We start from the raw sequence: 25,423 nt of genomic DNA on the forward strand, positions 1-25,423 counted from the left end.
TTTTTTTGCAAGTGAAAAGAGAAGAATCTGCGGTAGTAATCGGTTATTTTCGGTACAGATTATGGTACAATAGGAGAGTTGGGTTAAGAAGCAGTTCACGGTATGGAAGAAAGCACAGATTTGAGGAGGATGAACTCCATTGTAAATGTGTAAAATTAATCTAGTGTATGAATACCTCATATGCAAAATGACCAGTGTACAATCAACCGGCCTCGCCGGATTGCATAAAGATTGAATGATGGACCGGCCATGCCGGATTAACGTGAATGAACGGACGAAAGGGATTAAACCTATGAGCAAAGCTGCAAATGATATTCTTCAACAGGAAGTGGACAAACGCCGGACGTTTGCCATTATCTCTCACCCGGATGCGGGTAAAACGACATTAACCGAGAAACTGTTGCTGTTCGGGGGCGCGATCCGCCTTGCGGGAACGGTAAAAGCTCGGAAAGCGAGCAAACACGCAACTAGTGACTGGATGGAAATTGAGAAACAACGGGGGATCTCGGTTACCTCTTCCGTAATGCAATTTGATTATCTGAACCATCGCGTCAATATTCTGGATACACCGGGTCACCAGGACTTCAGTGAAGATACGTATCGTACACTTACGGCTGCCGATAGCGCGGTAATGTTGATCGACGTGGCGAAGGGTGTCGAGGCACAAACCATTAAATTGTTCCAAGTGTGTGCGAAGCGTGGCATTCCTATCTTTACGTTTATCAACAAACTCGACCGTGAGGGTAAAAGTCCATTTGATCTGATGGAAGAACTTGAAAATGTACTGGGTATTCGTTCCGTTCCGATGAACTGGCCTATTGGTACAGGTCGCGAGCTTTGCGGTGTATATGACCGGATGAAAAATCAGGTGGAATTGTTCCAAGGGGACGATCACTCTACCATTAAAGTTCAGAAAGTAAACGGTTATACAGATCCAATTATCCGTGAGATGGCAGGAGAATATCTGCATGATCAGTTAATTCAGGACCTGGAGCTTTTGGACGTTGCGGGCGACCCGTTCGACATGGAGAAAGTTCAACGCGGCGAACTGACGCCTATTTTCTTCGGTAGTGCGATCAATAATTTTGGTGTGCAAACCTTCCTGGAGAATTTCCTGGAACTGGCACCGAAGCCTGAACCACGTCGCAGCACAGCAGGGGAAATCCAGCCAACGAATGAAAAATTCAGCGGTTATGTATTCAAGATTCAAGCGAATATGAACCCGGCACACCGGGATCGTATCGCATTCCTGCGTATTGTATCAGGCAAGTTCCAACGCGGAATGAGTGTGAAGCATACCCGTGTAGGTAAAGAGATCAAACTGTCACAGCCACAGCAATTTCTGGCACAGGATCGGGATATTGTGGAAGAGGCGTATGCCGGCGATATTATCGGTTTGTTCGATCCAGGTATCTTCCGGATTGGGGATTCACTGAGCCAAGGCAGCGAGGTTGTCTTTGAGGAGTTGCCAACGTTCTCACCGGAGATTTTCGCTAAAGTTACCGTGAAAAATGCGTTGAAACATAAACAGTACCAAAAAGGCATTGACCAGTTGACGGAGGAAGGAACCATTCAGGTGTTCCAGACGGCAAGTTTTGACGAGACAATCCTCGGCGTAATTGGTCAACTTCAGTTCGAAGTATTTGAATACCGGATGAAAGGCGAGTATGGGGTAGACGTGCAATTGCAGCGCATGCCTTATCAGTTCGCTCGCTGGATCGTGGATGAGAATCTGGACTCAAGCAAATTCCGGATTAACTCTGCGCTTGTAAAAGATAAAAAAGGCAATTATGTCGTGCTCTTCGAAAATGAGTACGCCATGAGAACAGCTATGGATAAAAATCCTACAGCTAAGTTCCTGGAGACTGCGCCTTAAGTAAGGCTGTTTTCTGGGAATCATGGAAGAGTTAGTTGAATGTGACAAGTTCATATGATGAAATAGAGCTTGTTATAAATAAGATCCCTCCGCCGATTGGCGGAGGGATCTATTGCTATACACCTTACTTTGAGGCGGGTATGATCCAGCCGAATAAGGGAAAGCTTTCTTTTGCAGACAGAACAAACGGTATGATGGTTACCTTACCCTCCAATGCTTCGTTAGCGAAGCGGTTGAACGGGAATGGTGTGCAGATGCTCCTGCGCGATTTGAATGAGTTCTTCCTGCTTGGCAGGTTCTGTGTTCTTCCAGATCATCTCGAAAATGGCGCCAAGTCCAGGTAATGCAGCTTCCGGTCCGTCTACTGAACCTTCAATCATCTCCCGGAGCTGATCATCACTCTTGTCATGAACTTTATGAACAATCGCTTCACGCAGGCTTAATGTAATGGGCATCGCAATTCCCTCCTCGTATATTCGGCTGCTCTTATACTGTTCCCTGGGAAGCGCGAGCGCATTCAAGTTTATCAGGCTTTGTGGTATACTACGAAGGATTATTTACGTTGGCATGGGTATCCGAATGATGCGTCATGCTGAAGTGCAGCGGGAGGTTAAGACCCTAATGGCCAAGAAACAGTATGCCGTAATTGGCATGGGACGGTTCGGATCAAGTGTTGCCAATGCACTGAGTGGCATGGGATTCGACGTGCTGGCAATTGATGCGGACGAGCAGCGGACACAGGAAATGTCCAATGTGGTGACCCATGCGGTATCGGCAGATTCAACAGATGAAGAGGCGCTGCGTGCGCTGGGTATACGAAATTTCGACGTTGTCGTTGTGGCAATTGGTGAAGATATACAGGCGAGTATTCTGACAACCTTGATATTGAAAGATATGGGCGTGCCGGTGCTGATCGTAAAAGCTCAAAATGAGCTACATGGTAAGGTGCTGCAGAAGATCGGAGCAGACAAGGTGATCTATCCTGAGCGGGATATGGGACTTCGTGTAGCTCATCATCTGACTTCGCCTAATATACTGGATTACATCGAGTTGTCTGAGGACTACAGCATTCTGGAGATGAGAGCTTCCGAGCAAATGATCGGTAAGAACCTGATGGAATTAAACATCCGGGCACGTTTCGGGTGTAACGTGATGGCGATCCGCAGTGGAAATTCGATGAACATTTCGCCGTATGCGGAAGACCGGATTGAACCTGGAGATGTGCTGATTATTGTGGGTCACAAGGATCATCTGACGAAAATGGAGCTTGCATATCCGAAGTGATGGATGCAGATGGGAAGGATGGAAAGATGGATATTGTATCACCGCAAAATACACGTGTAAAAGAATGGGCACAGTTGTTGGAGAAGAAGCATCGTACCCGTCAACATAAATATATTATTGAAGGTATTCATCTTGTCCAGGAGGCATTGCGGGCCGGCGCAGATCTGGAGTGCATTGTGTATGACGGAGAGCAAGGCGTGCCTAGCGAACTGGCCGGACTTGAGAACCCGATACAGCGTGTGGAGTGGGTCAGCGTATCTCCTGCGGTTATCGCCAAATGTACGGACACGATGACACCGCAGCCTGTATTCGCAATTGTGCGTAAAGGCAGTGAGCCGCTGGAAAGTCTAATTGCCGGAGTACGCGGGCTTGTCGTGGTACTGGATGGGGTGCAGGACCCCGGAAATGTGGGGACGATTATTCGGAGTGCGGATGCAGCTGGAGCAGCGGGTGTCGTACTTGGCTCGGGTTGTGCGGATGTATATAACCCGAAGACGATTCGTTCGACGATGGGGTCATTGTTTCATCTGCCCATTGTGGAGGGCCAGTTGGAATCCTTGCTTCCCGAAGCAAAGGCTGCGGGCGTGAAGCTGGTCAGTACTTCTTTGCAGGCAGAGCATTCATGTTACAGTTATGATTTTACGCAGTCCGTATGGCTTGTAATCGGTAACGAAGGCAAAGGCATCTCGGATGCTACGGCACGTTTGGTGGATGATGCGATTACGATTCCAATGCAAGGCAAGGCGGAGTCGCTTAACGCGGCAATGGCGGCAACGATTTTGTTGTTTGAGGCGATGAGACAGCGGATGTTTAACTAACTAATAATTCCTGTCCAATTTCACATTAACTGTCCCTAACTAAAATTAACTGTCCTCAAAGCACTAAAGACTGGAATATGGTTGATGATTGTCCCAACCATTTCTCCAGTCTTTTTCTCAACCCCAAAACCATCCCAGCAGGGAATTCCCACCCGAATCCCGAATAGGTAATCAAGCAGAAACCCAGGCTACTCAAGGATTTTGGGAATTGAAAGCAGTTGATTCAAGCTTTTACTCAGGGATTTCCCAGGCTCTTACCCAGGCGTTTTAAATGCCGATTCCTTCTTTTCTCAGGCACCTCTCTATCCTTTCAGGGACACGAATTATTAGTCGCTTTCGTTCACAATTGAACCAGTTTATTTCCAGTTTTCAGGTGTATTTCTCAGCGTTTTTGGGACACGAATTTTTATCTCGGAAATGGCGGTGAAACCTGTGGGGTAAGGGATTGGGGGATTTGGAGTTGGGGACAGTTATTTTTAGTTTTCTACAGGATGTTTAACTAACTAATAATTCCTGTCTAATTTTATTTTTACCGTCCCTGCTAAAATTAACTGTCCCCAAACCACCAAAGACTGGAAACTGGTTGATGATTGTCCCAACCATTTCTCCAGTCTTTTTCTCATGCTTTGAGGCATCCCAGCAGGGAATTCTCATCTAAATCCAGAATAGGTAATCAAGTAGAAACCCAGACTACTCAAGGCTTTTGGGAATTGAAAGCTGTTGATTTAAACTTTTTCTCAAGCATTTCCCAGGCTCATACCGAGGCTTTCTAATGCCGATCCTTGCTTTTCTCAGGCACTTCTCTATCCTTTCAGGGACACGAATTATTAGTCGTTTTCGTTCACAATTGAACCAGTTTCCTTCCAGTTTTCAGGTGTATTTCTCAGCGTTTTTGGGACGCGAATTTTTATCTCGGAAATGAAGGTGAAGCCTTGTGGGGTAAGGGATGGGGGGATTTGGAGGTGGGGATAGTTATTTTTAGTTATTTACAGGATGGTATAGGTGGTAGTTTAACTAACATTTTCTGAAAAACGTATGAAGACTGGATACTGGTTGAAGATTAATTAAACCAGTCTTTTTTTTATTTTCTTTTTTAATTCTCATTTTTGTTGCATTTGAGGCATATTCTCTATACAAAATAATTCTTTACTGTTCGTTCTATATATAATAAAAAACGATTTTTATCGAAAATATAATCACACGACTCTAAAGCTAAAAGGAGAAGGTAAAAAATTTTTGAATAGGTTCCCTGCTAGAATCAGCTTTCCCCCAATTCGCTCATTTTATTGGCTCCTTTATCGAGTCTTTTACGACAAACATACACAAAAACAGGAGGGAGATTGAAGGGTTCAAATTGTATTTTCTCAATCTCAAATAACTCAGCTAATTGTTTCTTCATATATAGTGAGTACTGGTATAACACTAATGTGCCTCCAGGTCGGAGCGCTGTATGGATCTGTGACAGAATATTATGTCTCATTTCTCTGGAGAAATTAAAGAAGGGTAGTCCGCTAATGATACAATCCAACGAATGGATCTGTTCTTGATTGATCCTTTTCAATAGATAGGATGCATTTGAATGGAACATGAACCCAGGGTATGTTTGCTTGAGATTATTCCTCATTTTGGGGTCTCTTTCAAATAAAAACACGGTTGCAGATTTCGGTAGATGTGCTCTCATGAGACGTGTCACTGCACCTGTTCCTGGTCCCAGCTCAGCAATGGTTCTAACCTCATCCCATCGTACAGAATGGACGATTTTATGGGCCAGCAATTTGGAGCTGGGCAGGAGACTGCCTACTCGTTTGGGATTTCTCAGGAATCCTTGCAGGAAAAGAAGCGGTTCGGATGTTTTCATCGTAGTATCCTCCATGGTTGAACTCATTGATGGTTCACTTGGTGTTGGAAGGCAAGTTTAATTCGAATGTAAATACGTTATGCATATGTTGAAGCGTCAAAGTACCCTGATGCAGCTCTGCAATATTTTTGGCTATTGAAAGCCCCAAACCCGACCCCGTTTGAATGCCTTCACTGCTTCTTGAATAATCCACCTTATAAAAACGATCAAACAGTTTGTCTTTTTGCTCCATTGTGAGCGGTGCACTTTTATTTTCGACTTGAATGGTAACATGCTCATGGTGCATACTCATTCGAATGTGAATCACACCAGGTTTAAAGGAATACTTCAGCGCATTCATGAGAAGATTATCGATAGCCCGAGCAATCTTATCACTGTCCACGCAGGCCATAATGGGGGCATTACCGATTTCCTTCTCAAGCTGTATACCATTCTCCTGAGCTAAAGGCTCAAATTCAAACAATAACTGATCCAAAAGTTGATACAGGTCAACCTTTTTCATATCCAACTGGGTATCAACTGAAGTTAAACGTGTATATTCAAATAGATCATCAAGCAGCTTCTTTAAATGCGTTGCTTTGTTATGGGTGTTCTGAATGAAGCGGTCATACTCTGCTTTGTTTTGAAAGGATTCTGTTCTGAGTAGCTCAATATACCCGATTATGCTGGTAAGTGGTGTACGCAGGTCATGTGAGATACCCGTGATCATGTCCATCTTGGATTTCTCCAGTTCGCGCTCCTTGATCATCTGTAACTGCAATTGTTCCGTCATGTGATTAATATTGGAAGCGACGCGTCCAAGTTCATCTTGTCGATTAATGGGCACCCGATAGTTCAGATTTCCTTCTGAAATGAATTGAAGCCCTTGCTCCAATGTAATGATATCTTTAACCATTCGACGTGTTAAGAATAGAAAGGATAAGATAAAAGTCAATATGAAGATTGGCGTAATGACATACGGAAGCGAATTGCGGAACCAAGCTTGCTCCCAGGCTTTGAAAACATCTATAGATAGGTATATGAGCATATTATTAAAGCCAGCTGCAGCAATGGTACTCAAAATAATTCGGATTAAAATGTTAACCTGAATCTTCTTCTTTCGAGTTCGATGTGAAGGGTTAGATCGTTTAGTCAATTTTATAACCCACTCCCCAAACTGTTTTAATATATTGAGGTTCTCGTGGATTCACTTCCAGCTTTTCTCGCAGATTACGAATATGGACCATCACCGTATTATCTGAATATCCGTAAGGTTCTTTCCATACGGTCTCGTATATCTTTTCGGAGCTAAATACTTGTCCAGGATGGCTGGCAAGCAACACCAGAATGGAAAACTCCAGTGGTGTAAGCGAAATATCATTATCTTTGAGCTTCACAGAATGTTTACTTGTATCAATGACAAGGTCCTTGATCAGGATAAGTGAATTATATTCATCTTTCCCAATTAGTGTTTGACGTCGCAGTTGAGCCTTAACGCGAGCCAGTAATTCTAACGGGTTAAACGGTTTAACCATGTAATCGTCAGCCCCGGTAGTCAAGCCTGTGATTTTATCAATGTCCTCTTCCTTGGCGGATAACATAATAATGGGAGTCGTTGATACCTCTCGTATTTTGAAGCAGGCTTTGATACCATCCATAACGGGCATCATGACATCCAGAATAACGAGTTGGACCGATGTGGTTTTAATCATATTTAATGCTTCTTCACCATTGGATGCTTCAATAACATGGTATCCTTCGTTACGTAAATAGACATGAATGACATCACGGATATCGGGTTCATCATCAACAACGAGAACGGTATTCATTATTCAAAACTCCTTTTATGACCTGATTTAAATAAAATCTATAATCTTATGAAAAGGATAACATCAGTTTAAACGATAACCCGGGCTGTTTAAATTGTTTCCTTTTTGCGACAGACATAAACGAACGCAGGAGGGATATTCAAGGGCACCAATTTTATTTTTTCGATGAAAAATTGCTCGGATAATGTTTTTTTCATTTGAAGTGAATATTGAAAGGCGATGAATAATCCTCCAGGTTTGAGTGCCTTATAGATCTGGTCTACCAACGTATTTCTTAATTCAGGCTCAAAGTTGAAGAAGGGCAACCCGCTAAAAATATAATCCAGTTGCTGAACGTCCTCTTGATGCATGAATTCTATTAATCGAGCGGCATCTGGATAACAGGAGTATTTCGGGTATGTTGTTTGCAGATTACTTCTCATCGTTTCGTTCATCTCAAACAACAGGACTTTGGTGGAATCCTGAACCTGTTGATGAATATAACGTGTGATGGCACCTGTACCTGATCCGAGTTCAGCGATGGCTTTCGCCTCCAGCCAAGACGCTTGAGTTACCATTTTGTTAGCGAGGAAACGGGAACTGGGAATGATGCTGCCAACATGTTTAGGGCTTTGCAGAAAACTTTTCAGAAATAAAATGGGTTCATTGGAATTCATGTTTGTGGTTCCTCCATATATGTGATGGTATGATATCCAAACCAGTTAGAAATGTAATAATTGAAGCGTATTTAGAATGGGGCCGCCGAAATAGATTCCTGCTGTAAAATACGTAATGGTCCAGAGCACAGCGCTGGAATATGAAATGAGAGCAAATTTACGATACTGTACGCCGCTTAGCCCAATGGCCAATGGAAGAACATAGCGCACGATTGGAATGAACAAACCGATGCACATGGCCCAATTGCCACTCTTATTCAGCAAGAGTTGAGCCTTGACGAAGTGTTTATGATGTTGAAATCTGTGTTTTATCTTGATCCCGAATACCTTTCCTGCAAAATAGGCAAAGGTAATGGCCGTTAATAGTCCTGATAAAATACAGAAATATGTGATCCAGGAATTAATAACTCCTGTGTGACTCAAAATGGCACCGCTGATAATTGTGATCTCATTCGGAATTGGAATGCCGAAAGGCCCTAATGAGAAGGCAAAATAAAAAATCAGATATCCATACTGATGAAGCAGCTCTAAGATCGTATTACTGATCATTGTTTTGCCTCCTCTTTTGTTGATACAGCAATCTTAATGAAAAAAACTAAGGAATTAATGAGTATAAATCTGAAGAAAAACTAAAGAATACATAAGCAAAGCCATACAACTAGATTCAAGAGAAAAAAAGCCTTGCCAATGTACTGGCAAGGCTTGAACAGGTGGATATTCAGGAGCATCAGCACGGAACAGAATGCGCATAAATGAAGAGCCGAGACGTCATAATGACGTCTCGGCTCTTCTGTATGTCCCATGAAAAGCGACTATATTTGGAATCCATTTATTGTAGGAAATAGAACCAGCTAAATTTTATGCTTGCAACAACAAACAAAGCTATCCATCCCCATAGAAACAGTAAACGTAAAGGTCGTGGAATCAGTAAATATTCTGAGTGAAATTTGGTGAAAAACTTCATCACAGTAGTACCATCCTCCGCTAAGTTTACTCTCTGATAAATCATATTAATAGACCTAAAATGATCCTATAATTCAGATGCCATCGATCCAATTATATCAAAAATAGGTATATTATATCATGATAAACACTCATAGGTCCTTTGGTTTTTTGAAATGTTCAATAAATAAATCGAACGATATGATGCTGGCATGCCAATATATAGTGTAAGGAGGAAGGGGAGGGATAATGAGCGAGCAGGATGAGTACATACAACTTGTAACGTTAATACGTGCTGGGCATGAAGAAGCGTATGGAGAGTTATATGAGAAAACAGTGATGGGTGTATATCGGACTGTGCGATTTCTCATCAAGGACGAGCCCGACGCGGAGGATGTGGTACAGGAGATTTATATTCAGGCCTATCGATCCTTGGCGGGATATGATGCGGAGCGAGCTTTTCGTCCTTGGTTAATGGGGGTGACGATGCGACAGGTTCAGAGTTATCGACGCAAAAGATTGATGCAGTTTCGATTTGGCAAGCGAATCGAAAAATCGGACGTGAGATTGGAACATGATTTTTCCACGGATCTGGTCAACAAACTGGCAAATCGTCCTCTTCTCGAACAGGTCCGCCGTTTACCGTACAAGCTGCAGCAGGTGGTTACACTTCACTACTTGAATGAATACACGCAAGAGGAGATTGCTGGCATATTGGACATTCCGCTTGGAACTGTGAAATCGCGCATACATGCGGCGCTGGCGAAGTTGAGACAGAAAGAGAAGATGAATCCAAGGTTGCGGGGAAAGGTGGAGGATCTGCATGAAACTTGATGAACAGTTGCGTACAGCCTACCAGGAAGAGACCAAAGACTGGTCGATTCCTGCGGGAATTAAACATAAAATGATGAATGAAATTCGAAGTAATTCACATATCAGAAGAAATCGAAAAAAATGGCTGGTAACAGGGCTACTGGCTGTTGTACTCATTATCCCCACCGGAGTCTACGCAGGGTATACCTATCTCGCCGACGGAATATACGGTTCACAGGAAAATATTACAGCTATGGGGGGAACAGCTGAGGATTACATGAGGTTGGAAGCGAAGTTGCAGACGGCCAAAGCCCATTTCAGCGAAGAAGAATTTGTTCAATATATGGACTTGCTGAAGCATATGGGGCAAATGGCCGTGAAGCATGCCGATGCTCAAGGCAATATGTATCCAGAGCAGTGGAGTACAGTGGAGCAGGAACGATATAACGTTCTTGTAGCTGAGCTGGAACCGTTTTTCGATAAGCTGAATGCTGTGAGTGCAGGGTCCTCTCAAAAACAGATGGACGAGCAGCAATTTTGGACGGAACAGTTGGAACAGGCAGAGAAGTCATTTACCAAGGAACAGTATCGTGAGTTCAAGTCGGTCTATGATCAGATGAAGAAATACAAAGTGATGGTGACGGACAAGGATGGAAGTATCCATGAGGAACGTTTGTCAGCGGAGCAGAAGGATGATTTGAGACAGCTAGAGAGACGCCTAATCCCCTATTTGAAACGGTTGGAGCTCAATGTGCGTTGAGTCGCGCGAACTGTGAAAGAGGAGTAAGGCGGAGAAGTGAATTCTTTCCCTTCTTTCTCCATCTTAACTATTATTTCCTCCCCTGTACCTTCAGCCGATACTGATGCGGCGTAGAGCCTGTGGCATTACGGAATACTTTGCAAAAGTAAGACGGACTCGTCATACCGACACGGTGACCGATCTCGGGTACGGTGAGCGAGGAACGGGTGAGCAGTACACAGGCATGACGAATGCGGGTGGCTTGAGCATAAGCAATGATGGTAGTGCCGGTCGCTTTTTTAAACAGATGAGACAGGTGATAGGGAGATAGGTGAAGTGCATCTGCGATCTGCTCCAAACGGAAAGGCTCTGAATAATGCTGTTCAATCCACTGCATGGCAGCTTCGGCATGAGGATGAAGGATTAATGAACTGGTTGCTGCAGGGGCCTTTAGATTTTGAAGGAAAACATCTTTCCATAAGTAACGAAGTTGCGTAAGTGAATCCAGTACAAAGAGACAAGTATCCTCCCCAGCTTCATGAGGTAGTAGTTCTGAATAAGTCTTATCGAATTGTTCCATGCGTTGAATGAGCGGGGAAGTGGCAGCAAGTCGGATGGGCTGAATGGGGGATTGCTCTCCCAGCAGATCCTGTATGAAGTGGTGAGTAACGATAAATTGCGACCAGTGTGCCTTCAGTAATTCAAGCTCCACCATGAGAACGTTTCGAATGAAAGGTCGCTGGCTGGATACTTGTATCTGAACGTGGTGCAATTGAAAAGGTCTAAAAATCATGAGCATACCAGGTTCAAGGGAGAACACCTGTCCTTCGGTTATCAACTGTCCATATCCTTCGTGGATATAGGTTATCTCCAACTGTGAATGAGCATGAAACACTTCGCGAAACGTAGTCTTGGAAGTACGACGACAAGCCAAGTTAAATTGTTCTCCCAGGATGATGGACATCATGAATACCTCCCTTATCATGCGCAAGATAGTTTCATTTTAGCACAAGATGAACGCATAAAAGCGCTTTATTATTGTGTATTGTGAAGGGAATAAGGGAGGTATGCAACGATGTTAAAAGTGGCGATTATCGGCGCAGGAGCAATTAGTGGAGCACATATCTCGGCATACTTGGCATTTCCTGAGCGATGTCAGATTGTGGCTGTGGTCGATATGTACGTGGATAAAGCACAGAAGCGAATGAACGAATATGGACTGGAAGGTGCACAAGTCGTTACGGATTATACGGAATTACTTACCCAAAACATTGATCTGGTATCCATCTGTACACCGCCATATACTCATGCTTCTATTGCATGTGATTTCATGCAGGCAGGTGCGCATGTATTGGTCGAAAAACCGATGGCATCTTCCTTGGAGGAAGCGGATCTGATGCTGAAAGTAGCGCAAGAAAGTGGCAGGCTACTATCTGTTGTAGCTCAGAATAGGTTTACGACACCGATGATGAAACTGAAAGGTGTGTTAGACAGTAAACAGATGGGCCCCATAGTACATGTGCAGGTTGATTCGTTCTGGTGGCGTGGGCACAATTATTATGATCTGTGGTGGCGCGGTACATGGGAAAAAGAAGGTGGAGGCTGTACCCTTAATCATGCGGTGCATCATATTGATGCCATGTTATGGATGATGGGACCTCCGATGGAATTGCAGGCCATGATGGCGAATACGGCGCATGATAATGCGGAAGTCGAGGATATATCCATGGCGATGCTCCGCTTTCAGGCAGGTGCGCTTGGCATGATTACCAGTTCGGTCGTACATCACGGAGAGGAGCAACAGTTAATCTTTCAGGGCAAGGAAGCCCGAGTGTCTGCACCTTGGAAAGTGGTTGCTTCTACCTCACGGAGTAACGGGTTTCCGGAATCAAATCGAGTATTGGAGCAACAGATTCAGAAGCTCGCTGACGAATTACCGGATGTTATCCATGTCGGTCACGCTGGGCAAGTTGAGAATGTGTTAAATGCTATTGAGACAGGTTCACCGCTACTGGTGGATGGGAATAGTGGACGGAATACACTTGAACTGATTGTAGGCATTTACAAATCGGCGAGTACCGGAGAAAAGGTTGTTTTTCCACTGAGGGCGGAAGACTCATTTTACACAAGAGAAGGAATCATGCAACATGCCGTACACTTTTATGAAAAAAAGACGGCGGTGGAGAACTTCGAGGATTCGGGTATTACACTCGGGAGCAAGTTGGATTCGTAGTATAAAATGTCAAAAAAGATGCTGTCTCATGAAATTGAGAAAAGGCATCTTTTTTCTAGGTCTGTGCAGCCTTCCTACTCTAAAAATAAAATCATTGTATCCATTCATATTTATGGAATGACGTTGTTACGTTATCTTACTGTGCACCATTATTATTTAGAATTTAAATTAATATAATTAGGATTCCTCGCCTCGATGTTACAGCCACTTATCAGCCCAACGTTCCACAGCGCTTAGTGCTCTCCCCAGTTCCGTGCCTTTTCGTGACAACATATATTCAGTTCGAACTGGACGTTCCGTGACCACATGGCGAACCACGAGTCCTTCCTCCTCCAATTCCTTCATTCGCTCATTTAACACACGTTTGCTCAAGTCAGGGATATAAGCGTGAATCTCACTGAAGCGCTTGGGTTCCTCCATCAACGCATGGATAATGAGGGCTACCCATTTTCGGCCAATGATCTGATAAGATTGTTCCACTTTTGTGCATATTTGCTTGGCATTCTCATCATCGCTCATGATTGTACTCCTTTGATTTAGTATTGCCTGTAATATCATTAGTATACTTATTGTAACCTACTTGTCCACAGGCCATATGTGTAAAATGTCACATACCAATTGTTATTAATGTTACCACATAAAGCGTTATCATCAAATAAAAACCCTATAAACACTGGAGTTCACAGGTTCGACACGATTATTGACGAATTGTGACGACAGGTGTAATATGGGTAACGTTAATTCAAATGGTTACAATTTATAACCTAAACACAGGTTGTGGAGAGAAGGAATGTTCCATGGTTGAATTCAGGTGCGCAATATAAACGGAGGCAAGGCGGGGAACACACCCACTTATTCCGTCTTTTGTCATGCTTGGATTTGAACATTTTGCAACATCATATACTATACTGCACAGATCACAGGAGGCACTCCAATGGATGCAATGACATTTGTCCTGTTCGGGGCAACAGGCGATTTAGCCAAACGCAAGATTTACCCTGCATTATATAACTTGTACATGGATCAGAAAATGCCGAAATCCTTCTCCGTTATCGGTTTGGGACGACGCGAGTTGTCCGATACGGACTTCCAGGCGAATGTTGAAAAGTCACTGCATGAATTTTCACGTCAAACGCCGGAAGAAGCATCACAGGTTCGTGATTTCATTGGCGCTTTCCGTTACTGTTCTCTAAATAATACGAAGCCTGAAGATTACACCAAACTGTTGGAACTGGTTCAACAGCGTGAACAAGAGCTTAACATTCCCGAAAACCGCATGTTCTACATGTCGGTAGCACCGGAATTCTTTGAGCCAATCGCATTGAACATTCAAGAAAGTGGGCTGGGTAACACCAAAGGCTGGAAAAAACTGATTATCGAAAAACCATTCGGACACGACCTGCAATCGGCTCGTGATCTGAACGAAAAACTGAGCAATACCTTTGCGGAAGAAGAGATCTATCGCATTGACCATTTCCTTGGTAAACCGATGGTTCAAAATATTGAGACGCTCACTTATGCAAATCCGGTGATTCAGGCGTTGTGGTCCAACCGTTATATTGCCAATGTTCAGATCACGGCAAGTGAGACGGTAGGTGTTGAAGAACGTGCTGCGTATTACGACCAAAGCGGTGCCCTTCGTGACATGTTCCAGAACCATATGCTTCAGTTGCTGATGATGATTGGATTGCATTTGCCTAAACGTTGCACACCAGAAGAAATTCAATTCAAAAAGCAAAAAATTGCTGAAGCACTTCGTCCGTTGACGAAAGAAAACGTCGCTTCTGAAGTCGTTCGTGCGCAATATGCCGCAGGTGAGCTGCAAGGCACTTCGGTTGTTGGATATCTGGACGAGCCTGGCATCCCAGCTGGATCGCAAAACGAGACCTATGTTGCCGCGAGACTGTGGATCGATGATCCGTTTTGGAGTGAGGTACCATTTTACATCCGTACAGGTAAACGCCTGGCTGAGAAATCCACCAGAATCGTTGTTGAATTCAAGGCTCCACTGAAGACGGGGCATGAATCCGAGAATACAACGGAACCTAACCTGCTGACGATTGAGATTGGTCCGGGAGAAAGTATTTCCCTTCAATTAAATGCGAAGAATCCATTGAACCATGGTGAAGTGGAACCAATGCATATGACCTTCAACTCAGGTAAACGTAACATCCCTGAAGCGTACGAGAATCTGATCTTTGACGCTATGCGTGGTGATTCCACCTTCTTCGCTCACTGGAACGAAGTGGAGCTGGCATGGCAGTGGGTTCAACCGATTCAGGAAGCATTCGAAGCCGGCAGCGTTCCACTAGATACGTACAGTGCAGGTTCGCATGGCCCAGAATCAGCCGATCGCCTGACAGCTGCAGATGGCTACCGTTGGTGGTAAGTGTAACAACAGAGTAATCATCTGAGAACACAATAGTGCATTCCATTGTGTTCACCAATGAACATTTTGCACAGATCCAAAGACCGTCTTTCAAGTAAACAGGATATGAAACGAAATGGTTCTTTTCGTTTTCTAGAACTTGTATTCGGAAGCGAGTTGATCGAAATGATGCAAAATGCTGATATATATGAAGTAACTTTCATGATGTATACAGATCTCATTTTTTATGAATTATACCGTTCCAATTTTGCATAAGCCCTTCCGGTTATGTTTGCCGGAGGGCAGTGAAAATTTTTAAATATAGATTAGCGGACGCACTGAATTTTTTGCCTAAGTAGCGACGTAGTGTAGGGGACGGAATCGATTCTGTAGAAGCCAAAGCGTTCGCCTTTGTATCCAAATTTCATCAATTTAAAGGTTGATGAAAAGAAATTTGGATACAACAGCGATCGAAAGAACGATCCGTAACCGGAACGATTGCTGCGAAACGGGAATGTATTCTGGTGCTCTGCAACAAAGATGAAATTTAAACATTGTTGATAACAGGAGGATTTTAAAATGAAACTTGGACTTGTCGGACTAGGAAAAATGGGATTGAACCTGGGTAGAAACTTGATTGATCACAAACATGAAGTGGTTGCTTTTGACCTGAACGCTGAAGCAGTAAAAGAAATGAAAGAATACGGCGCTGAAGGCGTATCTTCATACGCAGAGATGGTGGCTTCGCTCGAATCCCCACGTGTATTGTGGATCATGGTTCCTCACAACGTGGTAGATGCTGTACTGGCTGAAGTTAGCCCATTGTTGTCTAAAGGCGACATCATCATTGAAGCGGGTAACTCCCACTACAAAGAATCCATCCGTCGTTACGAAGAAATGAAAACCAAAGGCATTCACTACATGGATGCAGGTACATCTGGCGGTATGGAAGGCGCACGTAATGGAGCATGTTATATGATCGGTGGAGACCCGGAAGCTTGGGCAATCGTTGAACCGGCATTCAAAGATACTTCCGTAGAGAATGGCTACCTGTATGCTGGTAAAGCGGGCAGCGGTCACTTCCTCAAAATGGTTCACAATGGTATCGAGTACGGTATGATGGCATCCATCGGTGAAGGTTTTGACGTATTGGAGAAAAGTGGATTTGATTTCGACTTCGAACAAGTAGCACGTGTATGGAACAATGGTTCCGTTATCCGCTCTTGGTTGATGGAGCTGACAGAACGTGCCTTCTCCAAAGATGCAAACCTCGATGAAATCAAAGGCGTGATGCATTCTTCCGGTGAAGGACGTTGGACGGTAGAAACAGCATTTGACCTTCAAACGGCTACACCTGTTATTGCGTTGTCCTTGTTGATGCGTTATCGCTCCCTGGAGACAGATACGTTCACAGGTAAAGTGGTAGCTGCACTGCGTAATGAATTTGGCGGTCACGCTGTCGAGAAGAACTAATTTTATATATAACTGTTAACATATGATGAACATCGGGTAATGACTTATATCGTGTTTACGAATTCATCAAGTGGAGGTAACATATCATGAAATTTTTCTTGGATACAGGGAATGTGGAAGAAATCAAACGGATCGAACGTCTGGGTCTGGTGGATGGAGTCACGACTAACCCGTCTTTGATTGCCAAAGAAGGTCGCGTATTTAAAGAAGTCATTCAGGAGATCTGTGGCGTGGTTAAGGGCCCAGTCAGTGCTGAAGTCATCGGTCTCAAAGCCGAGGATATGTTGAAGGAAGCTTATGAAATTGCAGAATGGGCACCGAATGTAGTCATTAAATTGCCGATGACCGAAGATGGGCTGTACGCTTGTCATGAGTTGACGCAAAAAGGGATCAAAACCAATGTAACGCTGATCTTCTCCGCAGCACAGGGTCTGATGGCGGCGAAAGCCGGTGCAACCTACATCAGTCCATTCGTTGGCCGTTTGGATGATATTGCGGTGGATGGTATGAAATTGATTCGTGATCTACGCCTGATTCTGGACATGTATGATCTGCCTTCCGAGATTATCGCAGCAAGCATTCGCAATATCAAACATGTAGAAGATGCGGCCCTTTCCGGTGCGCACATTGCAACCATTCCGGGTGCGCTTCTGCCGACACTTTGGAAACACCCACTGACGGACAGCGGGATTGAACGTTTCCTGAAAGACTGGGAATCCGTTCCGAAATAAAAGGATAGACAAGCCTTAATCTTTAGGTGGTCTAAACGTAAAGCCTTTTGCCTTGCAGAGAGTAATCTGCGGGCGAAAGGCTTTTTTATTTATGTAGTTTCGGATTTTTCGGTTAGGTAGCGAAAGAGAATTAAAACCTTGTCTCATGAATGTTGTTGTTACTTTCTTTCCGGTGTCCACGTACTGTCCTTCTTTTTCAGGACAACGGTGCATAAGGTTAACATATAGCCTATAGCTCATCCCGCAGGGGAGGGACACTTCGATGATGAGAAGAAAATGGCGAAGCCGGAGACGCCGTAAGCCGCCAAGCGGCAAGCGCAAAATGTGGCTGATCATTTTATTGGTTACCGTGTTTTGTTTGATGCAGGGCTTTGCTTACGTGGATAAGAAAATGAAGCCCCCCATCATGCACTTGGCCAAGATCAGAGTGAAGCAGATTGCGACCGAAGCGATCAACAAGGCAATTACAGCACAGGTGGCAGATGGCAAAACCAACGAAGGACTGATTGATTGGAAGACGGATACCGCCGGGAAAGTGTCCGGGTTCATGCTGAACTACAATGAGCATATGCGCATTACCGCAAGTACGATGAATATCGTGCAATCCACGCTACAGAATGTACACATGTTAAAAGAAAAAATTCCGCTGGGTCAGGCGCTGGGAAGTCCGGTGATGGCTTCATTCGGCCCGAGTATACCGGTACGTATTGAGCCTCAGGGCGCTGTCAAAGTGGACCTGAACACCCGTCAGCAAAATGCAGGAATTAACATGATTTTGGTGGAAGTGTACATTCACATCATTGCTGAGGTCGCGGTCGTGGTGCCCTTCGACATGGAGCCCGAGACCGTCGATACGGAAATTCCGATATCCTATCTGTTGGTTGTCGGAGATGTGCCAATGTATTATTACGATAATCAGGGTAAGCCGGTGGGCAGTAACGGCAGTAATGCCCCGGCTATTGCGCTGCCATCCGGTCATACGGGAGTATCAAGCGGTAGTGGATTGACTACGAATCCCCCTAGCCAGAACCAGCAACAGACGCCATCCAACCCTTTGCAAGGAAGTGAACTTGAATTTGAACCGGATAATCTGCCCGATGTGAATGGGGGATTGCAGCCTAATAAGGACGCGCACCCGTGATAGAATCCCATTACCAGTAAAAAGGCTTTAAGGACAAAATGAGAAAAGGGGCCTCTAATAAAGAGGTCCCTTATTCGCATGCTCATCGTTACTCCTAGCGGAAACATTTATATTGACCTATGTCGTCTCACTTGCTTTTCTTGTTCTTTTGTTTACGTTCTTCCTGTTCCCAATGTTTCAGCTGTGGATAAGGATCGAACGACCATTCGTGCAGTCCGCTGTCCCGGTAGATCCCATAGTGCAGATGTGGAGGGAATTTCCCTTGTGTTCCCGGTTTCCCGTAACCGGAACTGCCGACCCAACCTACAACCTGACCGGGAATAACGACTTCACCGATGCGAGCACTTTTATCAAAACCCGACAGGTGGGCGTAATAGTGATAATGATTGTTCAAATCCCGGATACCGATGCGCCAGCCGCCAAACGGGTTCCAGCCTTTGATTTCCACGACTCCGTAACAGGTACTGCGCACGGGTAGACCATGCGGAGCGAAAATATCCGTTCCCTCATGAATGCGATAGCCGCCCCAGCTTCGTTTCGTCCCCCAGGTGCTGCGATAGGAATAATTGGTTCCGAGTGGAACCGGAAAGGCATGTCCAAACAGATCCAGATTGTCAAAATGCTCATATAACTTCGCAAATTGCTGTACCCGTTGCACAGCACGGGAGTTGTGATAATATTCCCACAGGGCAATGTTGAAGTCCTCTTGTTTGTGCCCGTAACCCTGAATCACAGAAGCTATGCTGTATAATACATCCTGATCATTGTTGGCATCCGCGATCCCGTCTCCTGAACCATCACGTCCATATCCTTTAAAAAAAAGAATGGATTCCGGATGTTGATCTGTCTCATCTGGATTTAGCCATCCTCTCCAGGCTGGAGGGGTCATGAAGATACCCGTGAGCCGCTCAGGATGCTTGCGATCCTTAGGATGTGCACGGGTAATCGTACGTTCATACTGATCAATGGCGGCCAGCCTGTACCAGGGAATCTGAGTCATCTGACCGATGCTCTCATATAAATGGCGACGTGCAGCGAAGATTTCTGCCGGCTTTAGTTCAGCAGTCTGTGGTTTCGGAGCGGCCTGGGCGGGTTCACCGTAAACATCAACAGGCAAGCATGGGAGAAGCAGAGTACCTGCAAGTAATGTTTTGATCCAAAAGCTGTACGTGTGCCTGAAGGTCAAGCGTTGTTGCACTGGGAAGCAGCCCCTTTCCATTAGAATGATACAAGGTACCCGATGAACCAAGCTAAAGGTTAGCGTTCTTCAAAAGTTCTCATTTTATCCATGCAAGCACTTGGGACGAATCGAATGATCCAAATTGTCCATATCGGGCATGAATGCACAAGATGTGACAAATGGGGGTTTTTCCAACGCTTTCATGGTATAATATGTTCCGAGCAACAGCCTAACTTCAGTAGAAAGAAGGTTTATGCATTGGCAAAACGTGTTAAAGAACCGAAGCCGGATTGGATTCGGATCAAATTGACAACCGGCGATAACTATCAGGAAATGAAAACGATGATGCGTTCCAAAACGCTGCATACGGTATGTGAGGAAGCACGGTGTCCGAATATTTATGAATGTTGGGCCAATCGAACGGCCACTTTTATGATTTTGGGCGATATTTGCACAAGGGCATGCCGGTTTTGCGCGGTGAATACAGGCTTGCCAACGGAGCTTGATTTACAGGAACCGGAACGTGTGGCGGAAGCAGCAGAGCAGATGAATCTGCAACACTGCGTCATTACAAGTGTAGCCCGTGATGATCTGAAGGATGGAGGAGCTACGATTTTTGCAGAGACGGTAAAGGCCGTACGGCGGCGGTTGCCATTATGCAGCGTTGAAGTACTCATTCCAGACTTTCTGGGCGATCGGGAATCTTTGCAGATTGTAATGGATGCCAAACCGGACATTCTGAATCACAATATTGAGACGGTTGAGCGGTTGTCAGACAAAGTGCGTGCCAAGGCGAAATATAAACGTTCACTGGAATTGCTTGCTCGTGCCAAAGAAATGCAACCTAACATCCCAACGAAATCAAGTATTATGCTTGGTGTAGGTGAGGAATATAATGAAATTTTATCAACCATGGATGATCTTCGAGCAGTGGACTGTGATATTATGACGATCGGTCAGTATTTGCAGCCATCGGAGAAACATCTGTATGTTGAAAAGTATTATCCGCCAGAGGAGTTCGCTGCATTGAAACAGGAAGGATTAAAACGTGGCTTCAGCCATGTCGAGTCCGGCCCGATGGTACGCAGCTCCTACCATGCGCATGAACAGGTGAAATCGGCAACCAAACATGCTGAACAGGCGGCAACACACGCGTGATGGAGGACACCCGATTGGAAGAAAACAAAATTACAGAACAGATTCAGGACCAACTTCAGGAGCAGATCCAGGAGCCGGTTCAGGAATCGGTTGTTGAATCGGTTGAAGAAAAGCCCAAAGAACCGGTCATTGTACAGATTGGCACTAAAAATTATGAAATCGTCCAGAACCACAAAGAGGGCTGGAATCCAGAGGTCTTCCGTGATCGTTACAGTGAGGTGCTGGAGCGTTATGATTATATTATCGGGGACTGGGGTTATAGCCAGTTAAGGTTAAAAGGTTTTTACCGTGATAACCATCCGAAAGCGACAAAGGATTCCACGATCGCCAGTATGGTCGATTATATCAATGAATATTGTAACTTTGGCTGTGCGTATTTTGTTCTTCAGAAGAGCAAAGATCAGCCCCAAGCCAAAGCAAAAAGCGGTTCCTGAGAAGGACCGCTTTTTTGTGTGAGTTATTTTAGTCAAGAAATGCCGTGCGGACCCGGTTCCAGAATGGATAAGGACGGAAACGTGCGAAACTGACCTTGTGACTGGATACCTGACAACGGACGGATATTAGATCCTCCACCATCACGTTCACATGATCAATCGTCATCAATAACCGCTGGTCCTTGCGGGAGAAAATATCACAATGATGATGCTTGGGCAAAATAACCGGTGAACCGAGTGTACGATAGACACGGTTATTAATTGAAGCAATCTCCGCAATCTGAATTGCCTCAATGGTCGGATGAACCATGGCACCGCCAAGGGCTTTGTTGTATGCCGTGCTGCCTGAAGGCGTGGATACACAGATTCCATCCCCACGGAACATCTCGAAGGTCACATCGTTAATATCGACTTGGGCCACGACGGTACCATCCACACCTTTTAACGTAAATTCATTAAGGGCGATGTAGGAGGAATTACCCGACTTCTTCCGAATCTCAAGTTCCAATAGCGGATATTGTACAATGCGTGGTTTGAGACGCTCCGGATCTCCTTTGCCACTCATCAGCCTGACCAATTCCCTTAATTCTTCCTTCTTCCAATCGGCATAAAAGCCGAGATGGCCTGTATGAACCCCAACAAAAGCAATATCCGGAATACGGTCGATGAAATTGTGAAATGCCTGTAGCATCGTACCATCGCCCCCGATGGAGATGACAATCTCCGGCGATTCTGCATCCAGCTTGAACCCTTCTTCCTTCGCCAGCGCATGAAACTGCTGACTGAGATCAATCGATAACTGGTCTCCGCGGTCTTGAACATAATATCTCAAGATGAAAGCTCCTTTGTGGTCATTATACTACCGATGATAATCAATTCCGCGGAAGAACACAACGTTTGGAGGCATATTCAGTTAAATATAGATGAATGAGCGACTTATTTTTTGACATGTCGTCTTGGCTTGAAGATATAACCTAATATCGTAAGCAATAGCAATAACACAATGATACTCGCAAAAACAATGACCCCCGTCAGGAAGATCAGTCCCCAGTCTGGTGCATAGGTCGATAACGATGGGATGAAACCAGGCTCCATGAGAACGGGTGAAGAGGAACGTCCCATCATGGGTGTCCATAACATCAGGACCAGCAGAGGTGCGATTAGCGCATGAATCGCTCTGGCAAATAGAAATGGGCCGTATCTCATGGGGGTGTTGCTCAGAACACTCATAATCTGTGCATGGACGGATAATCCGCCCCAGGAGAGAACAAAGGCTGCTGCTGCAACTTTATAGACGAGTGGGATGGCTGATCCGGCACTTCCGGCCTCTTTGTTCCCCAGCGTTACTTCAAATAACCCACCAACCAAGCTAGGAGATAAGGATGGAGGAAGCCCGCTATATCGAAGCAATTGCTCGGTAATTCCGTACAATCCAGCAAGCCAACCTGTCTGTACAAGCAACTCCAACATGACCGAGAAGAATACAACCAGCCCTCCTACGATAATAATAAGGCGAAGGGATGAGGAGATTGCCTGGCGCAGCAGTTCGCCGAATGCCCGTCCGTCAGCCTTTCTTGCATCATGCATCGCGTAGATGGCCCGAACCAGTCTGTTTCCGGGTATTTCACCCGATGGAGATGCAGAAGGGAGGTCTGGCGCTGAGCCTTTCGCTGTACCGCCGTGAAAACGCATGAGTATACCCACCAGAAAAGCCGCAGCGTAATGGCTTGCAACCAATAATGGAGCAATGGCGACATTGTGAAAGAACCCAACGGATACGGCTCCAATCATGAAGATGGGATCGGATGATGTGGTGAAGGCAACGAGCCGTTCTCCTTCTTCCCGGGTAACCAGCTTTTGTTCCCATAACTGGGCGGTCAGTTTCGCCCCTGTAGGATAACCGGATGCACAGCTCACAGCAAATACAAAACCACCGCTTCCGGGAACACGAAACAAAGGACGCATCAGTGGATTTAACATGGTACCCAGAAAATGAACAATGCCAAAGCCGAGCAGCAGCTCGGACAACACCAAAAAAGGAAAAAGGGAGGGAAACAATACGTCCCACCAGATGGACAGTCCGCGTACACCTGCATGCCAGGTTTCCGCTGGATACAAGACCATTAACACACAAAAGATCAGGAGAGCGAGTGTGACCAGGACATGGGTAAGCCGTTGTGAAGTAGCCATGAATTCTTCTCCTTTACTTTTGGAATGGTCGGTGTGCGGAAGTCTGTGATGCTATTGCCATCAATATATGAAAAAAAGTGGACAAACAGTACAAAATTATACGTAGAAAGCGCTTGCAAAAGTGGCTGTGTTTTTGAGTGATGTGTGCTAAAATGAGAAAAACGCCTGAACGTCACCTAATTGTCTCCAAGGTGGAATTCAATTCGGATGGAGTGATGATCATGAGTCTTGTCACCGGAATCCTGGTCTGTGCTTTTGTATATGTGATACGTGCCTCGCTGGTACGCTCTGAGGAAGAGGACTGGCGGAGTTATTAATGGAATATCTAGTGCGCCAACCCATGCGGTTGGCGCTTTTTTTGTGTTGAGTTCGGAAGAAGGTCCTATACACGGATGGCAGGTTATGCATCCTGAGAATTACATGTTATATAGGACTTTTTGGTTTTTTTTGATAGAATGGAGATAAAGGCTTTTATGGCCTGGATATTGTTACTGTTTTCACAATGTTCACGGAACGTGTAATATATGGCAAAATTCGACATCAGAAAGGGGAATCAGACGAATGAATCCCAGTTTGAGTATTTATGACAATCTTGGCGGTGAGAAAGGGGTTCGCGCACTGGTCGAGGCCTTCTATCCAATCGTTCAGCAGAATGAGCAACTGGCTCCGCTTTTCCCGGAAGATATTCAGCCGGTCATCGACAAGCAGTATATGTTTTTGTCTCAGTTTTTTGGAGGACCTGATCTGTTTTCCGAAGCGTTTGGACATCCGATGATGCGTGCCCGTCATATGCATTTTGAAGTGACGGTTGAACGGGCTGAAGCTTGGCTTGCATGCATGGATCAAGCCTTAACACAGATCGGTGTGGAGGAGCCCTTGCATTCGTTTATCCTGCAGCGTTTATCCGGGCCTGCACATCATTTTGTGAATACACCGTAGTTCCGAATATGATTATAAGCGTACGGGAGAGGGATGGAAGAGATTGGAATTAGAGCCGCTGTATAAGGTGAAAGTGACCTGTCATTATTGCGAAACAGAGTATGAAACCTCACGTGTAAGACCTAGTTTGAAGAGGCCCTATCGGACGGATTCAGATTTTTGTGCTTACTACAAGCTGGAGAATCCGGATTTTTATGTGGTTCGCATCTGTCCGCAGTGCGGGTTCGCCTCTACGGAGAACGCAACGGAACATTTGAATGATGCTCAACGCAAGGCTTTTAAAGAACAGGTTGGTAATCGCTGGGTCAAACGTGATTATAGCGGAGCACGTACACTGGACCAGGCGCTGGCAACGTACAAGCTTGCCTTGCTGTGCGCACAGGTTATCCAGGAGAAAGACCGTGTCGTCGCTGGTCTGCTGCATCATATAGCATGGTTGTATCGATATATGGAGGACCATGCACAGGAACATCGTTTTCTCGAATTTAGCCTTGAAGCCTATGTGAAGGTGTTCGAACGGGAAGGAACGGGCGGCAATGAAGCCAAACTGTTGTATTTGCTTGGGGAATTGAACCGCAGGGTAGGACGGTTTAATGAAGCAGTGCAATGGTTCAGCAAGGTCATTCATGACAAACGGATCACAGATGCGGCCATGATTCGTGCTTCAAGGGAACAGTGGGCTGTGCTGCGTGAACAGATGATCTCAAGTAAGTTGGAACTCCCTGAAGAGATGCTGGAAGCAGACAAAGAGGCTGCGAAGCGCAGCCCCCTCTAGGTTGATC

The 25,423-nt window shown here is 45.1% G+C and carries 26 protein-coding genes; 15 read left to right on the forward strand and 11 right to left on the reverse strand.

The window, feature by feature from the left end:
- Nucleotides 1-292 precede the first annotated feature (292 nt).
- Nucleotides 293-1,876 (forward strand): peptide chain release factor 3, encoded by a 1,584-nt coding sequence (locus ACTHPG_RS21330; protein WP_440391436.1) that lies wholly within the window; start codon nucleotides 293-295, stop codon nucleotides 1,874-1,876.
- Nucleotides 1,877-2,097: 221 nt separating this feature from the next.
- Here ACTHPG_RS21330 and sspI read toward each other — a convergent pair whose 3' ends face one another.
- A complete protein-coding gene (gene sspI / locus ACTHPG_RS21335) occupies nucleotides 2,098-2,331 on the reverse strand; it encodes a small acid-soluble spore protein SspI (protein WP_036673259.1) in 234 nt (77 codons plus the stop codon).
- A 127-nt stretch (nucleotides 2,332-2,458) separates the two neighbouring features.
- On the opposite strand from sspI, the gene ACTHPG_RS21340 reads away from it, so the two are divergent.
- Nucleotides 2,459-3,160: a potassium channel family protein gene (locus ACTHPG_RS21340; protein WP_440391646.1), complete on the forward strand. Its 702-nt coding sequence runs from the start codon at nucleotides 2,459-2,461 to the stop codon at nucleotides 3,158-3,160.
- A 26-nt stretch (nucleotides 3,161-3,186) separates the two neighbouring features.
- Nucleotides 3,187-3,978 (forward strand): TrmH family RNA methyltransferase, encoded by a 792-nt coding sequence (locus ACTHPG_RS21345; RefSeq protein ID WP_440391437.1) that lies wholly within the window; start codon nucleotides 3,187-3,189, stop codon nucleotides 3,976-3,978.
- Between the two features lie 1,258 nt (nucleotides 3,979-5,236).
- Here ACTHPG_RS21345 and ACTHPG_RS21350 read toward each other — a convergent pair.
- From ACTHPG_RS21350 to ACTHPG_RS21370, 5 genes are all read right to left on the reverse strand, one after another.
- Nucleotides 5,237-5,836 carry a class I SAM-dependent methyltransferase gene (locus tag ACTHPG_RS21350; protein WP_440391438.1) on the reverse strand — a complete coding sequence of 200 codons (600 nt, stop codon included), beginning with the start codon at nucleotides 5,834-5,836 and terminating at the stop codon, nucleotides 5,237-5,239.
- Between the two features lie 34 nt (nucleotides 5,837-5,870).
- Nucleotides 5,871-6,971 carry a sensor histidine kinase gene (locus tag ACTHPG_RS21355; RefSeq protein ID WP_440391439.1) on the reverse strand — a complete coding sequence of 367 codons (1,101 nt, stop codon included), beginning with the start codon at nucleotides 6,969-6,971 and terminating at the stop codon, nucleotides 5,871-5,873.
- Nucleotides 6,964-7,644: a response regulator gene (locus ACTHPG_RS21360; protein ID WP_440391440.1), complete on the reverse strand. Its 681-nt coding sequence runs from the start codon at nucleotides 7,642-7,644 to the stop codon at nucleotides 6,964-6,966. Before ACTHPG_RS21360 ends, ACTHPG_RS21355 begins: the two co-directional genes overlap by 8 nt.
- An 89-nt stretch (nucleotides 7,645-7,733) precedes the next feature.
- The gene (locus ACTHPG_RS21365) at nucleotides 7,734-8,300 is read right to left on the reverse strand and encodes a class I SAM-dependent methyltransferase (protein ID WP_440391441.1); all 567 of its coding nucleotides are present in this window, start codon (nucleotides 8,298-8,300) and stop codon (nucleotides 7,734-7,736) included.
- Nucleotides 8,301-8,345: 45 nt separating this feature from the next.
- Entirely contained in the window at nucleotides 8,346-8,849 is a 504-nt protein-coding gene (locus ACTHPG_RS21370; protein ID WP_440391442.1) for a DedA family protein, read from the reverse strand.
- 642 nt (nucleotides 8,850-9,491) lie between these two features.
- On the opposite strand from ACTHPG_RS21370, the gene ACTHPG_RS21375 reads away from it, so the two are divergent.
- Both ACTHPG_RS21375 and ACTHPG_RS21380 read left to right on the forward strand, forming a co-directional pair.
- Nucleotides 9,492-10,076 carry a sigma-70 family RNA polymerase sigma factor gene (locus ACTHPG_RS21375; RefSeq protein WP_440391443.1) on the forward strand — a complete coding sequence of 195 codons (585 nt, stop codon included), beginning with the start codon at nucleotides 9,492-9,494 and terminating at the stop codon, nucleotides 10,074-10,076.
- Entirely contained in the window at nucleotides 10,066-10,815 is a 750-nt protein-coding gene (locus tag ACTHPG_RS21380; protein ID WP_440391445.1) for a DUF3600 domain-containing protein, read from the forward strand. Before ACTHPG_RS21375 ends, ACTHPG_RS21380 begins: the two co-directional genes overlap by 11 nt.
- A 70-nt stretch (nucleotides 10,816-10,885) precedes the next feature.
- Here the strand turns inward: ACTHPG_RS21380 and ACTHPG_RS21385 are convergent, their stop codons facing one another.
- A complete protein-coding gene (locus ACTHPG_RS21385; protein WP_440391446.1) occupies nucleotides 10,886-11,761 on the reverse strand; it encodes an AraC family transcriptional regulator in 876 nt (291 codons plus the stop codon).
- A gap of 108 nt (nucleotides 11,762-11,869) precedes the next feature.
- Here ACTHPG_RS21385 and ACTHPG_RS21390 point away from each other — a divergent pair, with 108 nt between their 5' ends.
- On the forward strand, nucleotides 11,870-13,027 hold the full coding sequence (locus tag ACTHPG_RS21390) for a Gfo/Idh/MocA family protein (RefSeq protein ID WP_440391447.1): 1,158 nt from the start codon (nucleotides 11,870-11,872) through the stop codon (nucleotides 13,025-13,027).
- A gap of 198 nt (nucleotides 13,028-13,225) precedes the next feature.
- Here ACTHPG_RS21390 and ACTHPG_RS21395 read toward each other — a convergent pair whose 3' ends face one another.
- Entirely contained in the window at nucleotides 13,226-13,546 is a 321-nt protein-coding gene (locus tag ACTHPG_RS21395; RefSeq protein ID WP_036605715.1) for a winged helix-turn-helix transcriptional regulator, read from the reverse strand.
- A gap of 415 nt (nucleotides 13,547-13,961) precedes the next feature.
- On the opposite strand from ACTHPG_RS21395, the gene zwf reads away from it, so the two are divergent.
- The 4 genes from zwf (at nucleotide 13,962) to yunB (ending at nucleotide 18,740) form a co-directional block, all read left to right on the forward strand.
- Entirely contained in the window at nucleotides 13,962-15,416 is a 1,455-nt protein-coding gene (zwf, locus tag ACTHPG_RS21400; protein ID WP_440391448.1) for a glucose-6-phosphate dehydrogenase, read from the forward strand.
- 558 nt (nucleotides 15,417-15,974) lie between these two features.
- The gene (gene gnd, locus ACTHPG_RS21405; protein ID WP_347396611.1) at nucleotides 15,975-16,868 is read left to right on the forward strand and encodes a phosphogluconate dehydrogenase (NAD(+)-dependent, decarboxylating); all 894 of its coding nucleotides are present in this window, start codon (nucleotides 15,975-15,977) and stop codon (nucleotides 16,866-16,868) included.
- Nucleotides 16,869-16,954: 86 nt separating this feature from the next.
- Nucleotides 16,955-17,599, forward strand: a complete 645-nt coding sequence (gene fsa / locus ACTHPG_RS21410) for a fructose-6-phosphate aldolase (protein WP_440391449.1) — start codon at nucleotides 16,955-16,957, stop codon at nucleotides 17,597-17,599.
- A gap of 262 nt (nucleotides 17,600-17,861) precedes the next feature.
- Nucleotides 17,862-18,740, forward strand: a complete 879-nt coding sequence (yunB, locus tag ACTHPG_RS21415; protein WP_440391450.1) for a sporulation protein YunB — start codon at nucleotides 17,862-17,864, stop codon at nucleotides 18,738-18,740.
- Nucleotides 18,741-18,867: 127 nt separating this feature from the next.
- Here the strand turns inward: yunB and ACTHPG_RS21420 are convergent, their stop codons facing one another.
- On the reverse strand, nucleotides 18,868-19,938 hold the full coding sequence (locus ACTHPG_RS21420; RefSeq protein ID WP_440391451.1) for a M23 family metallopeptidase: 1,071 nt from the start codon (nucleotides 19,936-19,938) through the stop codon (nucleotides 18,868-18,870).
- Nucleotides 19,939-20,178: 240 nt separating this feature from the next.
- Here ACTHPG_RS21420 and lipA point away from each other — a divergent pair, with 240 nt between their 5' ends.
- Together lipA and ACTHPG_RS21430 are read left to right on the forward strand one after the other, a co-directional pair.
- Nucleotides 20,179-21,078, forward strand: a complete 900-nt coding sequence (gene lipA / locus ACTHPG_RS21425; RefSeq protein WP_253440726.1) for a lipoyl synthase — start codon at nucleotides 20,179-20,181, stop codon at nucleotides 21,076-21,078.
- Nucleotides 21,079-21,092: 14 nt separating this feature from the next.
- A complete protein-coding gene (locus ACTHPG_RS21430) occupies nucleotides 21,093-21,512 on the forward strand; it encodes a YutD family protein (protein WP_440391452.1) in 420 nt (139 codons plus the stop codon).
- Nucleotides 21,513-21,540: 28 nt separating this feature from the next.
- Here ACTHPG_RS21430 and ACTHPG_RS21435 read toward each other — a convergent pair whose 3' ends face one another.
- The gene (locus ACTHPG_RS21435) at nucleotides 21,541-22,344 is read right to left on the reverse strand and encodes an NAD kinase (protein ID WP_036673293.1); all 804 of its coding nucleotides are present in this window, start codon (nucleotides 22,342-22,344) and stop codon (nucleotides 21,541-21,543) included.
- Nucleotides 22,345-22,448: 104 nt separating this feature from the next.
- On the reverse strand, nucleotides 22,449-23,702 hold the full coding sequence (gene ylbJ / locus ACTHPG_RS21440) for a sporulation integral membrane protein YlbJ (protein ID WP_440391453.1): 1,254 nt from the start codon (nucleotides 23,700-23,702) through the stop codon (nucleotides 22,449-22,451).
- Between the two features lie 152 nt (nucleotides 23,703-23,854).
- On the opposite strand from ylbJ, the gene ACTHPG_RS21445 reads away from it, so the two are divergent.
- From ACTHPG_RS21445 to ACTHPG_RS21455, 3 genes are all read left to right on the forward strand, one after another.
- Nucleotides 23,855-24,019 carry a hypothetical protein gene (locus tag ACTHPG_RS21445; protein ID WP_155984997.1) on the forward strand — a complete coding sequence of 55 codons (165 nt, stop codon included), beginning with the start codon at nucleotides 23,855-23,857 and terminating at the stop codon, nucleotides 24,017-24,019.
- 244 nt (nucleotides 24,020-24,263) lie between these two features.
- The gene (locus ACTHPG_RS21450) at nucleotides 24,264-24,641 is read left to right on the forward strand and encodes a globin domain-containing protein (protein WP_440391454.1); all 378 of its coding nucleotides are present in this window, start codon (nucleotides 24,264-24,266) and stop codon (nucleotides 24,639-24,641) included.
- A gap of 43 nt (nucleotides 24,642-24,684) precedes the next feature.
- Nucleotides 24,685-25,416 (forward strand): DUF2225 domain-containing protein, encoded by a 732-nt coding sequence (locus tag ACTHPG_RS21455; protein WP_433747027.1) that lies wholly within the window; start codon nucleotides 24,685-24,687, stop codon nucleotides 25,414-25,416.
- The last annotated feature ends 7 nt before the right edge of the window (nucleotides 25,417-25,423 follow it).

The sequence above is a fragment of the Paenibacillus sp. SAF-068 genome, assembly GCF_051967555.1.
In the GTDB taxonomy this organism is placed as follows: Bacteria; Bacillota; Bacilli; order Paenibacillales; family Paenibacillaceae; genus Paenibacillus.

What these genes read in the sequence shown, in the direction of transcription:
- ACTHPG_RS21330 (WP_440391436.1), top strand. Translation starts at nt 293, where the DNA reads ATGAGCAAAGCTGCAAATGATATTCTTCAACAGGAAGTGGACAAACGC.
- sspI (WP_036673259.1), bottom strand. Translation starts at nt 2,331, where the DNA reads ATGCCCATTACATTAAGCCTGCGTGAAGCGATTGTTCATAAAGTTCAT.
- ACTHPG_RS21340 (WP_440391646.1), top strand. Translation starts at nt 2,459, where the DNA reads ATGCGTCATGCTGAAGTGCAGCGGGAGGTTAAGACCCTAATGGCCAAG.
- ACTHPG_RS21345 (WP_440391437.1), top strand. Translation starts at nt 3,187, where the DNA reads ATGGATATTGTATCACCGCAAAATACACGTGTAAAAGAATGGGCACAG.
- ACTHPG_RS21350 (WP_440391438.1), bottom strand. Translation starts at nt 5,836, where the DNA reads ATGAAAACATCCGAACCGCTTCTTTTCCTGCAAGGATTCCTGAGAAAT.
- ACTHPG_RS21360 (WP_440391440.1), bottom strand. Translation starts at nt 7,644, where the DNA reads ATGAATACCGTTCTCGTTGTTGATGATGAACCCGATATCCGTGATGTC.
- ACTHPG_RS21365 (WP_440391441.1), bottom strand. Translation starts at nt 8,300, where the DNA reads ATGAATTCCAATGAACCCATTTTATTTCTGAAAAGTTTTCTGCAAAGC.
- ACTHPG_RS21370 (WP_440391442.1), bottom strand. Translation starts at nt 8,849, where the DNA reads ATGATCAGTAATACGATCTTAGAGCTGCTTCATCAGTATGGATATCTG.
- ACTHPG_RS21375 (WP_440391443.1), top strand. Translation starts at nt 9,492, where the DNA reads ATGAGCGAGCAGGATGAGTACATACAACTTGTAACGTTAATACGTGCT.
- ACTHPG_RS21380 (WP_440391445.1), top strand. Translation starts at nt 10,066, where the DNA reads ATGAAACTTGATGAACAGTTGCGTACAGCCTACCAGGAAGAGACCAAA.
- ACTHPG_RS21385 (WP_440391446.1), bottom strand. Translation starts at nt 11,761, where the DNA reads ATGATGTCCATCATCCTGGGAGAACAATTTAACTTGGCTTGTCGTCGT.
- ACTHPG_RS21390 (WP_440391447.1), top strand. Translation starts at nt 11,870, where the DNA reads ATGTTAAAAGTGGCGATTATCGGCGCAGGAGCAATTAGTGGAGCACAT.
- ACTHPG_RS21395 (WP_036605715.1), bottom strand. Translation starts at nt 13,546, where the DNA reads ATGAGCGATGATGAGAATGCCAAGCAAATATGCACAAAAGTGGAACAA.
- zwf (WP_440391448.1), top strand. Translation starts at nt 13,962, where the DNA reads ATGGATGCAATGACATTTGTCCTGTTCGGGGCAACAGGCGATTTAGCC.
- gnd (WP_347396611.1), top strand. Translation starts at nt 15,975, where the DNA reads ATGAAACTTGGACTTGTCGGACTAGGAAAAATGGGATTGAACCTGGGT.
- fsa (WP_440391449.1), top strand. Translation starts at nt 16,955, where the DNA reads ATGAAATTTTTCTTGGATACAGGGAATGTGGAAGAAATCAAACGGATC.
- yunB (WP_440391450.1), top strand. Translation starts at nt 17,862, where the DNA reads ATGATGAGAAGAAAATGGCGAAGCCGGAGACGCCGTAAGCCGCCAAGC.
- ylbJ (WP_440391453.1), bottom strand. Translation starts at nt 23,702, where the DNA reads ATGGCTACTTCACAACGGCTTACCCATGTCCTGGTCACACTCGCTCTC.
- ACTHPG_RS21445 (WP_155984997.1), top strand. Translation starts at nt 23,855, where the DNA reads ATGAGAAAAACGCCTGAACGTCACCTAATTGTCTCCAAGGTGGAATTC.
- ACTHPG_RS21450 (WP_440391454.1), top strand. Translation starts at nt 24,264, where the DNA reads ATGAATCCCAGTTTGAGTATTTATGACAATCTTGGCGGTGAGAAAGGG.